Origin of the sequence: Piscinibacter gummiphilus, assembly GCF_032681285.1 — a bacterium.
GTDB lineage: Bacteria > Pseudomonadota > Gammaproteobacteria > Burkholderiales > Burkholderiaceae_C > Rhizobacter > Rhizobacter gummiphilus_A.
In genome coordinates this window covers 4062606-4078242 of record NZ_CP136336.1, presented here as the reverse complement: position 1 = coordinate 4078242, position 15637 = coordinate 4062606, and the positions used below count along the sequence as shown (strand labels likewise).

12 protein-coding genes are annotated in these 15637 nt (G+C 65.0%); 9 read left to right on the top strand and 3 right to left on the bottom strand.

What is annotated here, in order from left to right; all coding sequences use genetic code 11:
- Positions 1-47 precede the first annotated feature (47 nt).
- Genes icmH through tssJ form a run of 3 tightly spaced genes read right to left on the bottom strand, consistent with a single transcriptional unit; the run spans position 48 to position 2829 of the window.
- Positions 48-839 carry a type IVB secretion system protein IcmH/DotU gene (gene icmH, locus RXV79_RS19215; RefSeq protein ID WP_413816634.1) on the bottom strand — a complete coding sequence of 264 codons (792 nt, stop codon included), beginning with the start codon at positions 837-839 and terminating at the stop codon, positions 48-50.
- Positions 836-2185 carry a type VI secretion system baseplate subunit TssK gene (gene tssK, locus RXV79_RS19210; RefSeq protein ID WP_316699719.1) on the bottom strand — a complete coding sequence of 450 codons (1350 nt, stop codon included), beginning with the start codon at positions 2183-2185 and terminating at the stop codon, positions 836-838. Before tssK ends, icmH begins: the two co-directional genes overlap by 4 nt.
- 23 nt (positions 2186-2208) lie before the next feature.
- On the bottom strand, positions 2209-2829 hold the full coding sequence (tssJ, locus tag RXV79_RS19205; protein ID WP_316699718.1) for a type VI secretion system lipoprotein TssJ: 621 nt from the start codon (positions 2827-2829) through the stop codon (positions 2209-2211).
- Between the two features lie 408 nt (positions 2830-3237).
- Here tssJ and RXV79_RS19200 point away from each other — a divergent pair, with 408 nt between their 5' ends.
- The 9 genes from RXV79_RS19200 (at position 3238) to RXV79_RS19160 (ending at position 15633) form a co-directional block, all read left to right on the top strand.
- On the top strand, positions 3238-3747 hold the full coding sequence (locus tag RXV79_RS19200) for a hypothetical protein (protein WP_316699717.1): 510 nt from the start codon (positions 3238-3240) through the stop codon (positions 3745-3747).
- Between the two features lie 29 nt (positions 3748-3776).
- Complete coding sequence (gene tssB / locus RXV79_RS19195) at positions 3777-4292, top strand: type VI secretion system contractile sheath small subunit (protein WP_296728963.1); 516 nt, start codon at positions 3777-3779, stop codon at positions 4290-4292.
- Positions 4293-4295: 3 nt separating this feature from the next.
- The gene (gene tssC / locus RXV79_RS19190; RefSeq protein WP_316699716.1) at positions 4296-5783 is read left to right on the top strand and encodes a type VI secretion system contractile sheath large subunit; all 1488 of its coding nucleotides are present in this window, start codon (positions 4296-4298) and stop codon (positions 5781-5783) included.
- A gap of 24 nt (positions 5784-5807) precedes the next feature.
- Entirely contained in the window at positions 5808-6326 is a 519-nt protein-coding gene (locus RXV79_RS19185; RefSeq protein WP_296728970.1) for an Hcp family type VI secretion system effector, read from the top strand.
- A 69-nt stretch (positions 6327-6395) separates the two neighbouring features.
- Entirely contained in the window at positions 6396-6869 is a 474-nt protein-coding gene (tssE, locus tag RXV79_RS19180) for a type VI secretion system baseplate subunit TssE (protein WP_316699715.1), read from the top strand.
- Positions 6870-6895: 26 nt separating this feature from the next.
- The gene (gene tssF / locus RXV79_RS19175) at positions 6896-8788 is read left to right on the top strand and encodes a type VI secretion system baseplate subunit TssF (RefSeq protein ID WP_316699714.1); all 1893 of its coding nucleotides are present in this window, start codon (positions 6896-6898) and stop codon (positions 8786-8788) included.
- Complete coding sequence (tssG, locus tag RXV79_RS19170; protein WP_316699713.1) at positions 8752-9831, top strand: type VI secretion system baseplate subunit TssG; 1080 nt, start codon at positions 8752-8754, stop codon at positions 9829-9831. The genes tssF and tssG overlap by 37 nt, the downstream gene beginning before the upstream one ends.
- Before the next feature lie 46 nt (positions 9832-9877).
- Entirely contained in the window at positions 9878-12592 is a 2715-nt protein-coding gene (tssH, locus tag RXV79_RS19165; protein ID WP_316699712.1) for a type VI secretion system ATPase TssH, read from the top strand.
- A gap of 134 nt (positions 12593-12726) precedes the next feature.
- Positions 12727-15633: a type VI secretion system Vgr family protein gene (locus tag RXV79_RS19160; RefSeq protein ID WP_316699711.1), complete on the top strand. Its 2907-nt coding sequence runs from the start codon at positions 12727-12729 to the stop codon at positions 15631-15633.
- Positions 15634-15637: the final 4 nt, after the last annotated feature.

The window sequence follows — 15637 nt, the reverse complement described above, 5'->3', positions numbered from 1 at the left end:
CAGGCGTTCTATGACCTGCGCGGCATGCCAGACGTGCGTCTAGGTCTTCATGGCAGCGTGATCGTCACGTGCGCGGCTTGTGGCGCGAGCTTCACGACTTCCTGGTAGGCCGCGAGGTCACGTTCGGTGCTGCGGCCGAGCTGCCAGCGCATGGCCGTGAAAGCCAGCACGCCCAGCAGCGCGAACACCGAGCCGATCACCCACAGCGGCACTTCGTTCTTCAGCCGGTTGCGGACCTGATCGGGCGGCGCCCAATGCGGCGCAAATGCGGCACGCGAACCTTTGAGATGAGCGATCTCGTCTCCGAGCCGCGCGGTCAGGTAGTTGAGCTTCTCGCTGCCTTCGATCAGGTACTTGCCCTGGAAGCCCATCAGCAAGCACATGTGGAAGACCTCGAGGATCTGCACGCGTGAAGCACCTTCGCGCCGCAACGCTTCGAGCTTGGCGAAGAACTGCTCGCCTGCAAGTTGTTCGCCGAAGAACTGAAGCTGCAGCGGCTGGCGCTGCCAAGCGTCGCGCACCTTGAACTGAGACATCAGGATGGCCTCGTCGACCGTCGCACAAAACGCGTACTTGCACAGGTGCACGTCTTCCGCCGAGCTGCCGAGCTTGGTGGCGCCGCGCTCCAGTCCGGTGAGGAACTCCTTGATGTGCGAGCGAAAGGCATCCGCGTCGCTTGGGCCCTGTTTCGCGCGCAACAGGAAGAGCAGGTAGAACCCGTCGTACATCAAGTCCAGCAGCGTGCGGGCCTCGCGAGGCGTGCTACCACTGGTGGGGGCGAGGCCGGGCATCGTGGCCCCGCCAAATAACGACGGTGGCTGGGTAGCTTGTGCGTTCATGCGTTGATGGCGATGAGTTCGATTTTGATGTCGGCAATGCCGGCCGGAACGTAGATCGACACGGCCTGCGCTTGCATCATGCGTTCATAGAGCGCGCCGCGCGGCTCGAGTGCGAAGTAGTAGGCGCCGGGTCGCACAGGAATCGCGGCCGGCACCTGCACGGAGTGAGAGAGCGGCACGCCGGGCAGCGCAGACAGCACAAGCTTCTCGACGTCTTCCGGCGCGCCGATCTTGAAGCGCAGCGGTACCGCGTCGACCAGCTCGGCGGGCGGCATGGAGGCGCTCACGCCGAGGTAGAGGTTTGTCGCGCCGGTGATCTGCTGCGCATCGAGGCGCCCTTGGTGGAACGACGGCCGCACTTCAGACAGCGAGATGCCGAAGTAGCGCGTGGAGATCACCGTTTCGAGCAGCTCGCGAATGATGTGGTCGAGGCGGAAGAACGCCGGGCCCGGGTTTGCGTGGTCGTACGCCGGCAGATCGGCCAGGGTGAAACCTTTCGAGAAGGTCATGAGCGCACCGGCCAACTCGAGCAGACGCTGGAAGAGGCGCTCGGGGTGAAGCCCGGGGTGGCGCATCAGGTGCGCCAGCGAAGCGTAGGCACCGCTTGCGGTGTGCAGCAGCCAGAACGACGCGACGTCACCCGAACGGAATTCGATGATGTTCTTGGAGGGCTCGCGGTGAAAGCCGTACAGCGCGTCGACCTTGGCCTGCAGCACGTCGAGCAAGCGGCGCAGGTAGAGGAACACCACAGGCGAAGCTTGGATAGTGAGCGAAGGCGGCACGTAGCGCGGGTCGAGCTCGAACCCGCCGGTGGCGTTGCGCCGCACACGCAGCACCGGCATCGTCACGAGGTGACCACGCGGGTCGTGCTCGACGATCAGCTTGACCGATTTTCCCAGCAGGCTCAGTTGCGCGGCCGCTGCGTCGGTGTACTGGTCCTCCACATCCTTCTGGACCTGGTAGTAGCGCGCCGCGGTGTCGGCTTCGTCACGCGTGGAGGCGAAGTTGCTGCCGTTGGTGCGCAGCGGCGCCACGGCCGCGTGCAGCACGACCTCGTTGCCCTGCGCGATGGCGGTGTCGAGCGCGAGCGGCTCCGGCAGTTCGTCTTCGGCCGGCGCGTTGTAGAACTCGCCGTCGGGCAGGACCATCTGCAACTCGGTGAGGCGCAACCGCCCGGCCTGCAATGCATCGGTGTCGACCTTGATGCTGCGCACACCCCAGGCGTAAGGATGAAGGCCGCGCACGGCTTGTGCGAGGCGCCACTCGTGATAGGCGTCCTGCTGCTGGAAGTGCTGGGGCCGCAGGAAGAGGCCTTCGCCCCACAGGACTTTGGGAGTCGGAATCAAGTTCTACCTTCCGGGCGTGTCGTTCAGTTGAGGGCGCACATCGATGTGCTGAGTTTCAGGGCGCTGGTGGGCACTCCGATGGGTTGGCCGTTGGCCACGCTCAGTGCGCATGCGTGGGCGCCCAGCACGAGGCCGTCACCCAACTGCACGTTTTCGAGTTCGAAGGCGTAGCGCCAGCGTTGGGCTGCCGGCGCGCGGAAGAGTGCGACCACGCCCACGTGCGTGGCTTCGCGCGCCCAGCGTTCGCTGATGCGTTGCTGCTGGCCTGGCAGGAGCACAAGTTCACGGCTCTCGATCAGCTCATCGCCGAGTGTGTCTTTTTCCAGCTTGTTGTTACCGAAGGTTTCTTGCGGTGCGTTGAGGAATGCGGTGGGTCCGCGCAGCTTGTAGACACGCACCACCAGTGAAAGCGAGCGGCCTGCGGTGTCGACGTTGAGCGAGTCGCTCGCAGCGAGCTTGAGCGTCATCGGCCGAGCAGGCTTCGCGGCCTCAGGCAGCTCGGGGGCTTTGGGCACTTCCGGCTTCTTGAAGCCGATCGTCTCGAGCGCCTTGTCTCCCATGTTGCCAAGCCCTTCGCCGAGCTTCTGTGCGCCACCTTGAACGGTCTCGCAACCTGACAGCGCTATCGCTGCGAAGAGCAACATCACATGCGTGAGATGTCGATGCTGTGATGGGTCTCGCGTGCTCATGTGTGTTCATCGCAATGCTGCGAGCGCCGCAGTTTAAGGGCGCGTACATGCAGTTGCGCGTGCCGCCCCTCAAGAGAGGGATGGCCCGTCAACATCGATCGGGTAACACTGCGTAAGCCTTGCGGACATTGCGAATTTTTGCGATTTAATTCGCGCCAGCAGACGCTGGGCACACACCACCAAACGCCAAGCACGCTCGCACTGCGAGCGATCAAGGGAGTAGTTTTCCAAATGTTTTCTGACAGTCGCCTTCAGCGGCCGTTGATGGCCTGTGCCTTCGCAGGCAGCCTCATGTTTCTCGGTGCCTGCGGCAGCACACCGGCTCCTGTGAAGGCGGTGCTCCCGCCTGGCTATGCAGATCTGATGGCCTCTGCTGAAGAGGCGCACCGCAAGGGTGGTGTGGTGGAGGCGATGGGCTTCTACGAAAAGGCTGCCAAGGCCGACCCCTCCAAGAAGCAGCCGTGGGTGCGCATTGCGCAGGCGCAGTTCGATGCTCGCAACTACGGTTCTGCCATCACTGCTTCGCAAGAAGTGCTTCTGCGCGACACCAGCGACGTGACGGCCAAGAGCATCATGGCGGTGAGCGGTCTGCGCGTGTCGGCGTATGCACTCGATCAGTTGCGCATGGCCAATGCGGTGGGCGGCAATACACGCGAAGAAGCCCAAGCGCTTGCACGCATCATGCGTGACTCGTTGGGCGAATCGATTCTTCCGCCCGCTGCGCCGGTGGCAGCCGCCGCGGCCGAAAAGCCCGCGGCTGCTCGCCCAGCCCCTGCGGCCACGCCGCCTGCGCGGCGCCCGCCTGCTGCCGCGCCTATGCCTGCAGCTGCACCCGAACCCAAACGCAACCCGTTCGACGCCCTCAAGGGCTGACAACTCCGCGACCCCTTCGAGAGGACAACATGGCCAAGAAAGACAGTGTTCAAAAGCGTCTCGAGCGCATCCGCCCCCCGCGGGTCCAGCTTTCCTATGACGTCGAGATCGGCGACGCAATCGAAAGCAAGGAGCTGCCCTTCGTGATGGGCGTGCTTGGCGACTTCACCGGCCAGCAAGACCCCGACAAGCCGCTGCCCAAGCTGCGCGATCGCAAGTTCGTCAATGTCGACCTCGACAACTTCGACGAAGTGATGGAAGGCATGGCGCCCAAGGCCAGCTACCGCGTGAAGAACCGCTTGAGCCCCGAAGGTGGCGAGTTCGCCGTCAACCTCGACTTCAAGGCGCTCGACGATTTCTCGCCCGAAGCCGTGGTGCAGCAAGTGGAGCCGCTGCGCAAGCTGCTCGAAGCGCGCACCAAGCTCTCGGACCTGCGCAACAAGCTCGCAGGCAACGACAAGCTTGAAGACGTGCTGAGCGATGTGCTCAGCAACACCGAGAAGCTCAAGCAGCTCGGTCAGGAAGCCGGTAAGGATCAGGAGTAAGCCATGAGCGCAGCAGCACAACAAGCCCAGGCGCAGGCCGCGGTCGCGGATGCACCCGGGCTGCTCGACGAAATCGTCTCGCAGAGCAAGGTTGCCAAGACGAGCACCGAGCACACCCGCGCGAAGGACATCATCGGCGAGCTGGTGAAGGAAGTGCTGCAAGGCACGGTGGTGGTCTCTGACAACCTTTCTGCCACGCTCGATGCCCGAGTGGCCGAGCTTGACCAGCTGATCTCGGCCCAGCTCAGTGAGGTGATGCACGCCGCCGAGTTCCAGAAGCTTGAGTCCTCGTGGCGCGGCCTGCACTACATGTGCAAGCACACCAGCACCGGCGAGCAGATCAAGATCAAGGTGCTGAACGCCACCAAGAAAGAACTGGTGCGTGACTTCAAGACCGCGATCGACTTCGACCAGAGCGCGCTCTTCAAGAAGGTCTACGAAGAGGAATTCGGCACCTTCGGTGGCTCACCGTTCGGCGCACTGATCGGTGACTTCGACATCGGCCGCCAGGCCGAAGACATGTACTTCGCCGAGCAGATGGCCCACGTGGCTGCGGCTGCCCACGCGCCGTTCATCTCGGCCGCCTCGCCTGAGCTCTTCGGCCTCGAAACCTATACCGACCTCGGCAAGCCGCGCGACCTCGCGAAGGTGTTCGACACCGTCGAGTACGCCAAATGGAAGTCCTTCCGCGAGTCCGAAGACTCCCGCTACGTGGCACTGACGCTGCCGCGCTTCCTCGGCCGCCTGCCGTTCAACCCGAAGGATGGCCTCGCGACCGAAGGCTTCAACTTCGTGGAAGACGTGACCGGCGCCGATCACAGCCGCTACCTGTGGATCAACACCGCCTACGCCTTCGGTGCGCGCCTCACGGCAGCATTCGAGACCTATGGCTGGTGCGCGGCGATCCGTGGTGTCGAAGGTGGTGGCCTGGTGGAAGACCTGCCCACCCACACCTTCAAGACCGACGAGGGCGAAGTGGCCCTCAAGTGCCCCACCGAGATCTCGATCACCGACCGCCGCGAGAAGGAACTGAGCGATCTCGGCTTCATCCCGCTCGTGCACTGCAAGAACACCGACTACGCCGCGTTCTTCGGTGCACAGTCGGCTCAGAAGCCGAAGAAGTACGACAGCCCCGCCGCCAACGCGAACTCGGTGCTGTCAGCCCAACTGCAATACATGTTCTCGGTGTGCCGCATCGCGCACTACCTGAAGGCCATGATGCGCGACAAGATCGGCAGCTTCGCCTCTGCTGACAACGTCGAGATCTTCCTGAACAAGTGGATCCAGCAATACATCACGACGGACGACATGGCAACGCCGGACGTGAAAGCCCAATTTCCGCTGCGCGAAGCGCGTGTGGAGGTGTCGGAGGTTCCTGGCAAGCCCGGTACCTATCGCGCCGTGTCGTTCATTCGTCCGCACTTCCAGTTGGACGAATTGACAGTGTCCCTGCGTTTGGTTGCGGAGCTTCCGCAATCGGCGAAGGGTTGATCATCTAAAAGGAGCGGATAAGAAATGAAAGACATTTACGTTGACTTCAAGGCGGGCGGCATCAAGGGCGACAGCAAGGACAGCACCCATGCTGGCACGGTGGAAGTCACTTCGTTCAGCCACGAGATTCGTCAACCGAAATCGGCAACCTCGTCGACCGCCGGTGGCCACACCTCGGAGCGTGTCGAGCACGGTGAAATGATCTTCACCAAGGACATCGACTTCGCATCGCCGGCGCTGCTCGTGGCGTGCTCTTCGGGCACCGTGATCAAGGACGTGGAGATCCACTTCTACCGCGCCTTCGGCTCCAACACCGCTGGTGGCACCCAGAGCCGCAAGAAGTACTGGGCGATCAAGCTCAAGAACGTGATCGTGGCTTCGGTTGCGAACGTCATCAGCGGCGAAGGCCTGCCTGGCGAGACCTTCAGCCTGAAGTACTCGGCCATCGAGTGGAGCTACGACGAAATCAAGGTCGACGGCAGCCAAGGCAACAAGATGACCAAGCAGTGGAACCTGCAAAACAACACCCCGACCTTCGCCTAAAGCGAATCGCCGTGTGAAGAGGGCGAGCAGTGCTCGCCCTTTTTTGCGCCCGATTTGCGTGTGACGCCCATGCAGCGCTTTACTCCGTCACTGTTCGAGCGGCTGTTCGACGACCATTCGTCGTCTGGCGCCGATCACCTGCTGCGTGGCCTCACCATCGAGCAGATGAAGGCTAGCGTGGCGCGTGATCTGGAAGCGCTGCTCAACAGCCGCCTCGGGGTGCAGTCCGACATGACCGCCGGCTTTCCGCATGCCCGATCGTCCATCCTGACCTTCGGCCTGCGCGATTTCGCGGGCATGAGCTTCGAGAGTCATCTCGATCAGCAAACGATCTGCGAAGCGATCAGCCAGACCATCGAGCGGCACGAGCCACGCCTTCGCAACGTGTCGGTCGAACTCAACAACCCCGACAAGCACCTGCAACTGCTCAACTTCGCGGTGAAAGCCATGCTGGTGCTCGACCCGGCTTATGAGCCGGTGAGCTTCGACGCCTTCCTGCAGCCGATGACGCAGAAGTACGACGTGGCCCTCTCCGGGCGCTGACATCCAGTCATCAGATCGACATCGGCATGGACGAACTCCTCCCCCATTACGAGCGCGAACTCGCCTTCCTTCGTGAAGACGTGAAGGGCTTTGCCGCGCGATACCCTAAGGTGGCTGGGCGCCTGCAACTTGCGAGCGGCATCGCGGAGGACCCGCACGTCGAGCGATTGATCCAGTCGTTTGCCTTGCTGGCGGCACGCGTCCACAAACGATTGGATGACGACTTCCCGCTCGTCACCGAGTCGCTGCTCGACGTTCTTTACCCGCACTATCTGCGTCCCTTTCCCTCGTGCTCGATCGCCCAGTTCGATCTCGGCTCTGCGGCCGGGCAGATGAGCGCTGCGGGTGTCGTGCCGCGTGGCACCTTGTTGAGCACCCGCGCCGTGCGGGGTGTCGCCTGCAAATTCCGCACGGCTTACCCCTTGTCGCTGGCGCCGGTGCGTGTGGCCTCGGCGAGCTATCGCAACACGATTGCTGCCCCGGAGGGCACGCGAGTTCCTTCGTCAGCGACGTCGGTGATCTCGATCCAGCTCGAACTCACGTCGCCACGCGCCAGCTGGGCCGTGGTGGGCGAGCGCCTGCGCGTCTACCTCGACGGCGAGCCGTCGCAGGTCAGCGCCTTGCGCGAGGCCCTGTGCGAAAAGGTGGTGGCGGTGATGCTGCAGGCCACGCCGCACGGCCCGTGGACTGCCGGCCCGCGGTCCGAGCGGCCGAGCCTTGTGGGTTTCGGTGACGACGAGGCGCTGATTGACTACGACGAACGCTCCCATCCGGCCTATCGCCTGCTGACCGAATACTTCGCGTTCCCCGACAAGTTCAACTTCGTCGACTTGCCCGTCCCCTTGGCTTCTGTGCCCGGCTTGCTGCCCATCGGCGACGAAGTCGCTGCGCGTCCAAGTCGCATCACCCTGCACCTCGTGCTCTCGGGCATGCGCAGCGACTCCGACCAGGCCCGGCTGCTCGAATCGATCTCGGCCGACAGTTTTGCGCTCGGTTGCACGCCAGTCGTCAACCTCTTCAAGCAGAACGCCGATCCCATTCGCGTGACCCACACCGCCGCGCGCTACCCGGTGGTGGTCGACGCGCGCAAGGCCTTCGCCTACGAGGTCTACTCGGTCGACCGTGTGTTCCGCGTCAAGCAGACGCCGCACGGCGAATCGGTCGACGAGTTCCGTCCCTTCTTCTCGCTCTATCACGATGACCTGCTGGGCGAGGGCGACGAGCTCGGCGAGCGCCCGCCAGGCCGCTACTGGCACGTGCAGCGCGACGAGATGCTGGCCGACGCCAGCCCGGGCTACGAAGTCGAGATGTCGATCGTCGACGTGGACTTCGAACCCACTGCGCCGCAGGTCGACACCTTGTCGCTGCAGGTCACCTCGACCAATCGTGACCTGCCGAGCCAACTCAGCTTCGGCACGCCGGGCGGCGACCTCTTCATCGAAGGGGGCAGTGTGGCGCGAGAGATTCGCATGTTGCGCAAGCCCACGCCGACCTACCGCATCGAGCGTGGCCGCGGCAGCTTGTGGCGGCTGGTGTCGCACCTCTCGCTCAACCACCTGTCGCTCAGCGGGCGCGGCGTCGAAGCCTTGAAGGAGATGCTGCGCCTGTACGACCTGCCGCAAGACGCGGCGAACCGACGGCAGGTCGACGGAGTCACCTCGATCGAGTTCGTGCCGGCGACCGCCTGGCTCTCGGGCGAACCCTTCGCGACCTTCGTGCGTGGCACCGAGGTGCGGCTCACCATCGATGAAGAGAGCTACGTGGGCACGGGCCTGCACCTCTTTGCCAGCATGCTCGACCGCTTCTTCGGGCTGTATGTGCACATCAACAGTTTCACCAAGCTGACCCTGATCTCGGCGCGCACCCGGCAGCCGCTCATCACATGCCCACCCCGCAACGGCGCGACGGCCCTGGTCTGATCGACCAACTCTTCGAGGACCCGCACCGCTTCGAGTTCTTCCAGGCGGTGCGGCTGCTCGAGCGCACGCTGAATTCGCGACACGGCGCGGGTGCCGATCTACTGCCGACCCAACTGCGCTTTCGCAACTCGTCGTCGCTGTCGTTCCCTGCCAGCGAGATCGAGTCTCTGAAAGTTCGCTGGAAGCAGTCGGAAGACGCGGTGGCCGGCGCAGCGCCCGAGATCGACGGCATCGACATCACGCCCGCTTTCATGGGCCTGCTCGGCGTGGCCGGTGCACTGCCGTATGTCTACACCGAGCAGATTGCCCAGCGCGAGCTTTACCAGAAGGACTTCGCCGCGCGAAGCTTCCTCGACCTCTTCAGCAACCGCGTTCTCGCGCTCTTCTACCAGGCCTGGAAGAAAAGCCGCCTGCAACTCCAGTACGAAACCGACCGCCGCAACCGTTTTGCACCGATGGTGCTGGCGCTCGCCGGCCTGGGCCAGACACCGCTCCACGACCGGCTGAAGCCGGAGGCCGGTGGCGTCAACGACGAAGGGCTGGCGTTCTTCGCAGGTGCCTTGCAGCAGCGCACCTTGTCGGCGCAGCAACTGCAGCAACTGCTGTCGCGCTACCTCAAGGTGGCGGTCCGCATCGAGCAGTTCTGCGGCCGCTGGTACACGCTGCCGCCCGAGGCACGCACCGTGCTCGGCCTGAGCGGCGGGCAGCTGGGGCGCAACGCGTTGTCGGGCGAGCGTGTGTGGCAACGCGACCTGCGTGTGCGGGTGGTGCTGGGGCCGCTCGACCACCGCCTGTTTCAGCGCTTCCTGCCCGGCGCTCCCGGCGCGACCGCCTTGCGCGAGCTGCTCACGCTGCTGAGCGGCGTGAGCCTCGAGTACGAGATCAAGATCGTGCTGCGTGCCGATGCCGTGCACAGCAGCTCGCTCGGTTCGGGCCGGTCGCCTTTCGCCGGCCGCCTGGGCTGGGATACCTACCTGCAGACACGCCCGTCCACCACCGATCGGTCAGACGTGCGCTACGACATCCACGCGGCTGCCGCCTGAGCGGCCACGGCCACAACCATCACGAACATCGCTGTCATCCCTGCCCATGTCCACCAACCTCAAGACCCTCATCTCCAAGCTGAACGACACGACGCGCCGCGCCGCCGAGCGGGCCGCCAGCCTGTGCATGGCCCGCGGCAACTACGAGGTCGACATCGAGCACCTGTTCCTCGCGTTGCTGGAGAGCCCGCAAGGCGACTTGGCGCTGCTGTGCAAGCGCTTCGGCATCTCGTCCACCGAGCTGCAGCGCGACCTGGAAAACGAGATCTCGCGCTTCAAGACCGGCAATGGGCGCACGCCGGTGTTCTCGCAGCACCTGCCCGTGCTGTTGGAGCATGCGTGGCTGATCGCATCGCTCGAATCGCACACCAGCCGCATCCGCGGCGCACACCTGCTGCTCGCACTGCTGACCGAGCCGAGCCTCAGCCAGCTGGCGTTCCGTGGCTCCAAGCTTTTTGTGAAGTTCAAGCTCGACGAGCTCAAGCACAAGCTCGCCGAGCTGACCCAGGGCTCGCAGGAAGCGGCCGAGTCGGTGCGTGCGGCCGATGCGCCGGCTGCCGACAGCGAAGCCGATGCCGCCGAGCAGGCGGCCGCGCCCGGTGGCAAGACACCGGCACTCGACCAGTTCACCACCAACCTGACCCAGCGCGCGCGCGACGGCAAGGTCGACCCGGTGATTGGCCGCGACCCCGAAATCCGCCAGTGCATCGACATCCTGATGCGCCGCCGCCAGAACAACCCCATCCTCACCGGCGAAGCCGGCGTGGGCAAGACCGCAGTGGTCGAAGGGCTGGCGCTGCGCATCGCGCAAGGTGACGTCCCGCCTCCGCTGCAGGTTGTGGAACTGCACACCCTCGACATGGGCCTGCTGCAGGCCGGCGCTTCGGTGAAGGGCGAGTTCGAGAACCGCCTGAAGAACGTGATCGACGAGGTGAAGAAGAGCCCGCACCCCATCATCCTCTTCATCGACGAGGCCCACACCATGATCGGCGCGGGTGGGCAGGCGGGGCAGAACGACGCGGCCAACCTCTTGAAGCCGGCGCTCGCGCGTGGCGAGTTGCGCACGGTCGCGGCCACCACCTGGAGCGAGTACAAGAAGTACTTCGAGAAAGACGCGGCGCTGGCTCGCCGCTTCCAAGTGGTGAAGGTCGAGGAGCCCAGCGAGCCGCTCGCCGCGGCCATGCTGCGCGGCATGGCGCCGCTCATGGAGAAGCACTTCAACGTGCGCCTCTTCGATGAAGCCATCACCGAAGCCGTGCGCCTTTCGGCGCGCTACATCAGCGGCCGGCAGCTGCCCGACAAGGCGATCAGCGTGCTCGACACCGCCTGTGCCAAGGTGGCACTCGGCCAGAACGCCACGCCGTCGATCATCGAAGACACGCAACGCCAGCTTGAACGCCTGGGGGCCGAACGTGAAGCGCTGCTGCGTGAGCAGGCAGCCGGCGCCGACCATGCCACACGCCTGGGCGAATTGAACGACCTGCGTCAGCAGCTCACCGACCAGGCCGGCGCGCTCAAGTCGCGCTGGGAGCGCGAGAAGGCGCTCGTCGCCGAAATCCGCGAGATGCGCAGCCAGCTCGAAGCGGCGCCCGCCCCGTCGCCGACCGACGCTGCGGCTGCCGAGCTCAAGCCCAAAGCGAAGTCGGCCAAGTCGGCGAAGGCGTCGACACCCGAGCAGGCCGCCCTGCAGGCGAAGCTCGCCGAGCTGGAGCAACTGCAAGGCGAGAGCCCGATGGTGCCGATGCAAGTCGATGGCACCGTGGTCGCCGAGATCGTCGCGGCATGGACGGGTATTCCGCTCGGCAAGATGGTCAAGGACGAGATCAAGACCGTGCTCGGCCTCCTGCCCACGCTCAAGGAACGCATCATCGGCCAGGACCACGCGCTCGAAGCAGTGGCGCAGCGAGTGCGCACCGCACGCGCCAACCTCGAAGACCCGAACAAGCCCAAGGGCGTGTTCATGTTCGTCGGCCCCTCCGGTGTGGGCAAGACCGAGACCGCATTGGCGCTGGCCGACGTGCTCTACGGCGGCGAACGCAACATGATCACCATCAACATGAGCGAGTACCAGGAGTCGCACACCGTGAGCGGCCTCAAGGGCTCGCCCCCGGGCTACGTGGGCTATGGCGAAGGCGGCGTGCTGACCGAAGCCGTGCGCCGCCGCCCCTATAGCGTGGTGCTGCTCGACGAAGTGGAGAAGGCCCACCCTGACGTGCTGGAGATGTTCTTCCAGGTTTTCGACAAGGGCGTGATGGACGACGCCGAAGGCCGCGAGATCGACTTCCGCAACGCGGTGATCATTCTCACCAGCAACGTCGGCTCGCAGACCGTGATGCAGGCCTGCCTGAACAAGCCTGCCGAAGAGCTGCCCGACGCCGATACCCTTGCCGAGCACCTGCGCCCGCAGCTCTACAAGGCCTTCAAGCCGGCCTTCCTCGGCCGCATGAAGGTGGTGCCGTACTACCCGATCTCCGACGACGTGCTGGAGCAGATCATTCGCCTCAAGCTAGATCGCATCGCCACCCGCGTGGCGACCAACCACAAGGCCCAGTTCGACTACGACGACGGCCTGGTCGAGGCGGTGCTCGCGCGTTGCACCGAGGTCGACACCGGCGCCCGCGCGGTCGACCACATCCTCAACGGCACTCTGCTGCCCGAGATCGCCGAGAGCGTGCTGGCCCGCATGGCGGAAGGCCAGTCCATCAGCCGCATCAAGGTCAGTGCCGGCAAGGACGGGAAGTTCAAGTACAGCGTCAAGTGAGGTCAGGGTGGTTACCAATGTTTACCTCCCGGTGTGTTGCTTCGTCCCTCTGAGGGATTGCCTGTACGAGTGGCGCGCAGGGATGATTCACCCCCGGCGATAAGTGCCCGAGAGTCCGTAGCGCAACTCCCCTCATGTCCGCCTTGTCCGCCTTGTCTGCCGTTCAATCCGTGGTGCAAGCCGTGCTGGCGGCCCTGGGGCCCAACCAGAACCAGCGCCTGCTGAGGCTTCACACGCCGCTCGGCTCCAACGTGCTCCTCGCCGAGCGCCTGCTCGGCACTGAAACCATCGGCCCGCGTGCGCCCGGCGTTGCGCCGTCTGCGGGCTTCAAGTTCGAAGTGCTCGCGCTGAGCACCAACGCTCACCTGCGCCTCAAAGACCTCATCGGCCAGCCGGTGCGCGTCGACTTGCTCACCGGCCAGAGCCTCAAGGCACTGCGCCCGTTCCACGGCCACGTGACCGCCTTTGCGCTGCTCGGCAGCGATGGTGGCCTGGCGCGCTACAAGCTCACCGTCGAGCCCTGGCTGAGTGTGCTGGCCCATCGGCAGGACGCGTGGGTCTTCCAGGACAAGACGGTCATGGAGATCCTCGACGAGGTCTTCGCCGACTACCAGGCCCAAGGCAAGCTCGCGCCCGCATGGCGCTGGGAGCTTGCCGACGCCAGCGTCTACGCACGCCGCAGCCTGTGCGTCCAGTACCACGAAAGCGACCTCGCGTTCGTGCAGCGCCTGATGGCCGAGGAAGGGCTCTTCTCCTGGTTCGAGCACGAGGCGTCGGAAGGCGACACGCTCGGCCAGCACACCCTGGTGATCGCCGACCACAACGGCTGCTTCAAGCCCAACGTGCAATCGCGGGTGCGCTACACCCAGAGCGCCTCGGCCAGCTTCAAGGAAGACAGCATCACCCGGTTCGACGAAGCACGGCGCGTGGCGCCCACGGTGCTGTCGGCCGCGAGCTGGGACCACCGCTCAGTGTCTCAGCCCGCCGCTGAAGCGACCGGCGACGAACGCATCTCAGCCAATTCTCTGGCCCTGGCACTGCGCGACCAGCCAGGCACCTACGCCTACGAGACGGCCTCGCAGGCCGAGCGCCTCGTGCGCCGGCACCTCGAAGCTGTGCAGGCCCCGGGCTTTCGCTACCAGGGCGAAGGCGCGCTGCGCCACGCGGCTTGCGGCACCACTTTCTCGCTCGCTGAACACCCGAGCGTCTCGGCCGCCGATCAATGGGTCACGCTGACCGTGCAGCACCGTGCACGCAACAACATCACTGCTGATCTGTCGACGAGCCTGCAATCGCTGCTCGGCAAGATTCCGCAGGCGTTCGGCGAAACGCAGGGCGAGCAGGAGCCGAGGCGCTCCGAGCGGCCGAGCCTCTTCAAAGGCCCGGCCAATGCGACCACCGAGCCCTTGTACCTCGCACGCTTCCTGGCCCAAGACGCCAGCCTGCCGGTGCGCGGCATGCCGTGCCTCAACGAGCAGGGCGATCTCACGTTCGCGCGGCCCAAGGTCGTCGGGACGCAAACCGCCATCGTGGTGGGCCTGAGCGAGCCAGTGCACACCGATCGCGACGGCCGCATCAAGATCCAGTTCCACTGGCAGCGTGGCGCCCAGAGCGCGCTGCGCCTGGACCACCCGGCCGGCAGCAACGCGCCGGGTGACGACAGCTCTGGCACCTGGGTGCGTGTTGCGCAGCCCTGGGCCGGCGCCAACTGGGGCGGGCACTTCACGCCGCGACTGGGGCAAGAGGTGCTGGTCAGTTTCGTCGAAGACGACATCGATCGCCCTGTGGTGATCGGCAGCGCCTACAACGGAGTGGGCAGCGCCGATGCGCAGGGCAATCAGGTGGGCGCCGGGTCTGGCACGGCAACAGGCAATGCGGCAGCCTGGTTTCCCGGTGCCCAGAAGGTCGGCGAGCTGGAAGGGCACCAGCACCCTCACGTGCTGGCCGGTTTCAAGAGCCAGAGCCTGGAGTCGAGTGCGAGCGGCACCGGCGGCCACAACCAGCTGGTGTTCGATGACAGCCCGGCGCAGGCGCGAGCGCAGCTGTCGAGCACCACCGCCTCGAGCTGGCTGCAGATCGGGCACCTGCTGCAGCAGAACGACAACCAGCGGCTCGCCAAGCGCGGCCATGGTCTCGATCTCAGCACCACGGCCTATGGGGCGGTGAGAGCAGCGGCGGGCCTCTACCTGAGCGCCGACGCGCGAACCCAGGGGAGCCAAGCCAGCGCTCAGCCGGTTGATGCGCGTACTGTCGTGGCGCAGCTGGAGTCCGCCGCAGAGCTGACGCAGGCCCTCAATGAGACGGCCCAGAAGCACAACGCCAAGCTGAGCGGCGAGCTAGAACCGAAGGATCTGCCGGTCCGCAAGGGCCAGCAGTCGGCCATCGAGAGCCTGGAGGCCGATGACAGCCGAGGCGATGCTGTACCCAGCGGCTCAGAGATTGTCGCCATCCAAGGAGGAGCGGGCCGCGTGAGCGCCTGGTCCCGCCCCGAGTTGCTTATCAGCGCGCCGGGCGGTGTTGGTGCGGCGACGCCTGCGCAGGCCGTGCTGAGCGCAGGCACCAATGCCAGCCTGAGCGCCGGTCAGGACCTCAACTTCGAAAGCCAGCGCAACACCGCCTTGGCCGTGAAGAGCGGCCTCACGCTCTTCACCTATGGCAAGGCGCAGAACAAGGACAAACCCAACGCCGAGACCGGCATGCAACTGCATGCGGCGAGCGGCAGCGTGAGCGTTCAGGCGCAGGGCAACACCTTGCACCTTACCGCTGACAAGGCGGTGAACGTGTCAAGCGTGACGAATGCGATCACGATGGGCTCGCCGAAGCATGTGCTGCTGACGGCGGGTGGGGCGTCGCTACGCGTCACCAATGGAAGCATCACGTTGACCACGTCGGGGGCGGCGCAGTTCAAGGCGGCGATGAAGGAGTTGACGGGGGCAAGTGGTGCGAGTTCGAGTCTGATTGGTCCCAAGCCGACGGATATCAAGGGCTGTGCCCAGCAATCGGCGCAGGCTGCCGGTTCGGGCGGAGTGTTCGTCGGCTGACGTT

What these genes read in the sequence shown, in the direction of transcription:
- icmH (WP_413816634.1), bottom strand. Translation starts at nt 839, where the DNA reads ATGAACGCACAAGCTACCCAGCCACCGTCGTTATTTGGCGGGGCCACG.
- tssJ (WP_316699718.1), bottom strand. Translation starts at nt 2,829, where the DNA reads ATGTTGCTCTTCGCAGCGATAGCGCTGTCAGGTTGCGAGACCGTTCAA.
- RXV79_RS19200 (WP_316699717.1), top strand. Translation starts at nt 3,238, where the DNA reads ATGGCCTCTGCTGAAGAGGCGCACCGCAAGGGTGGTGTGGTGGAGGCG.
- tssB (WP_296728963.1), top strand. Translation starts at nt 3,777, where the DNA reads ATGGCCAAGAAAGACAGTGTTCAAAAGCGTCTCGAGCGCATCCGCCCC.
- tssC (WP_316699716.1), top strand. Translation starts at nt 4,296, where the DNA reads ATGAGCGCAGCAGCACAACAAGCCCAGGCGCAGGCCGCGGTCGCGGAT.
- RXV79_RS19185 (WP_296728970.1), top strand. Translation starts at nt 5,808, where the DNA reads ATGAAAGACATTTACGTTGACTTCAAGGCGGGCGGCATCAAGGGCGAC.
- tssE (WP_316699715.1), top strand. Translation starts at nt 6,396, where the DNA reads ATGCAGCGCTTTACTCCGTCACTGTTCGAGCGGCTGTTCGACGACCAT.
- tssF (WP_316699714.1), top strand. Translation starts at nt 6,896, where the DNA reads ATGGACGAACTCCTCCCCCATTACGAGCGCGAACTCGCCTTCCTTCGT.
- tssG (WP_316699713.1), top strand. Translation starts at nt 8,752, where the DNA reads ATGCCCACCCCGCAACGGCGCGACGGCCCTGGTCTGATCGACCAACTC.
- tssH (WP_316699712.1), top strand. Translation starts at nt 9,878, where the DNA reads ATGTCCACCAACCTCAAGACCCTCATCTCCAAGCTGAACGACACGACG.
- RXV79_RS19160 (WP_316699711.1), top strand. Translation starts at nt 12,727, where the DNA reads ATGTCCGCCTTGTCCGCCTTGTCTGCCGTTCAATCCGTGGTGCAAGCC.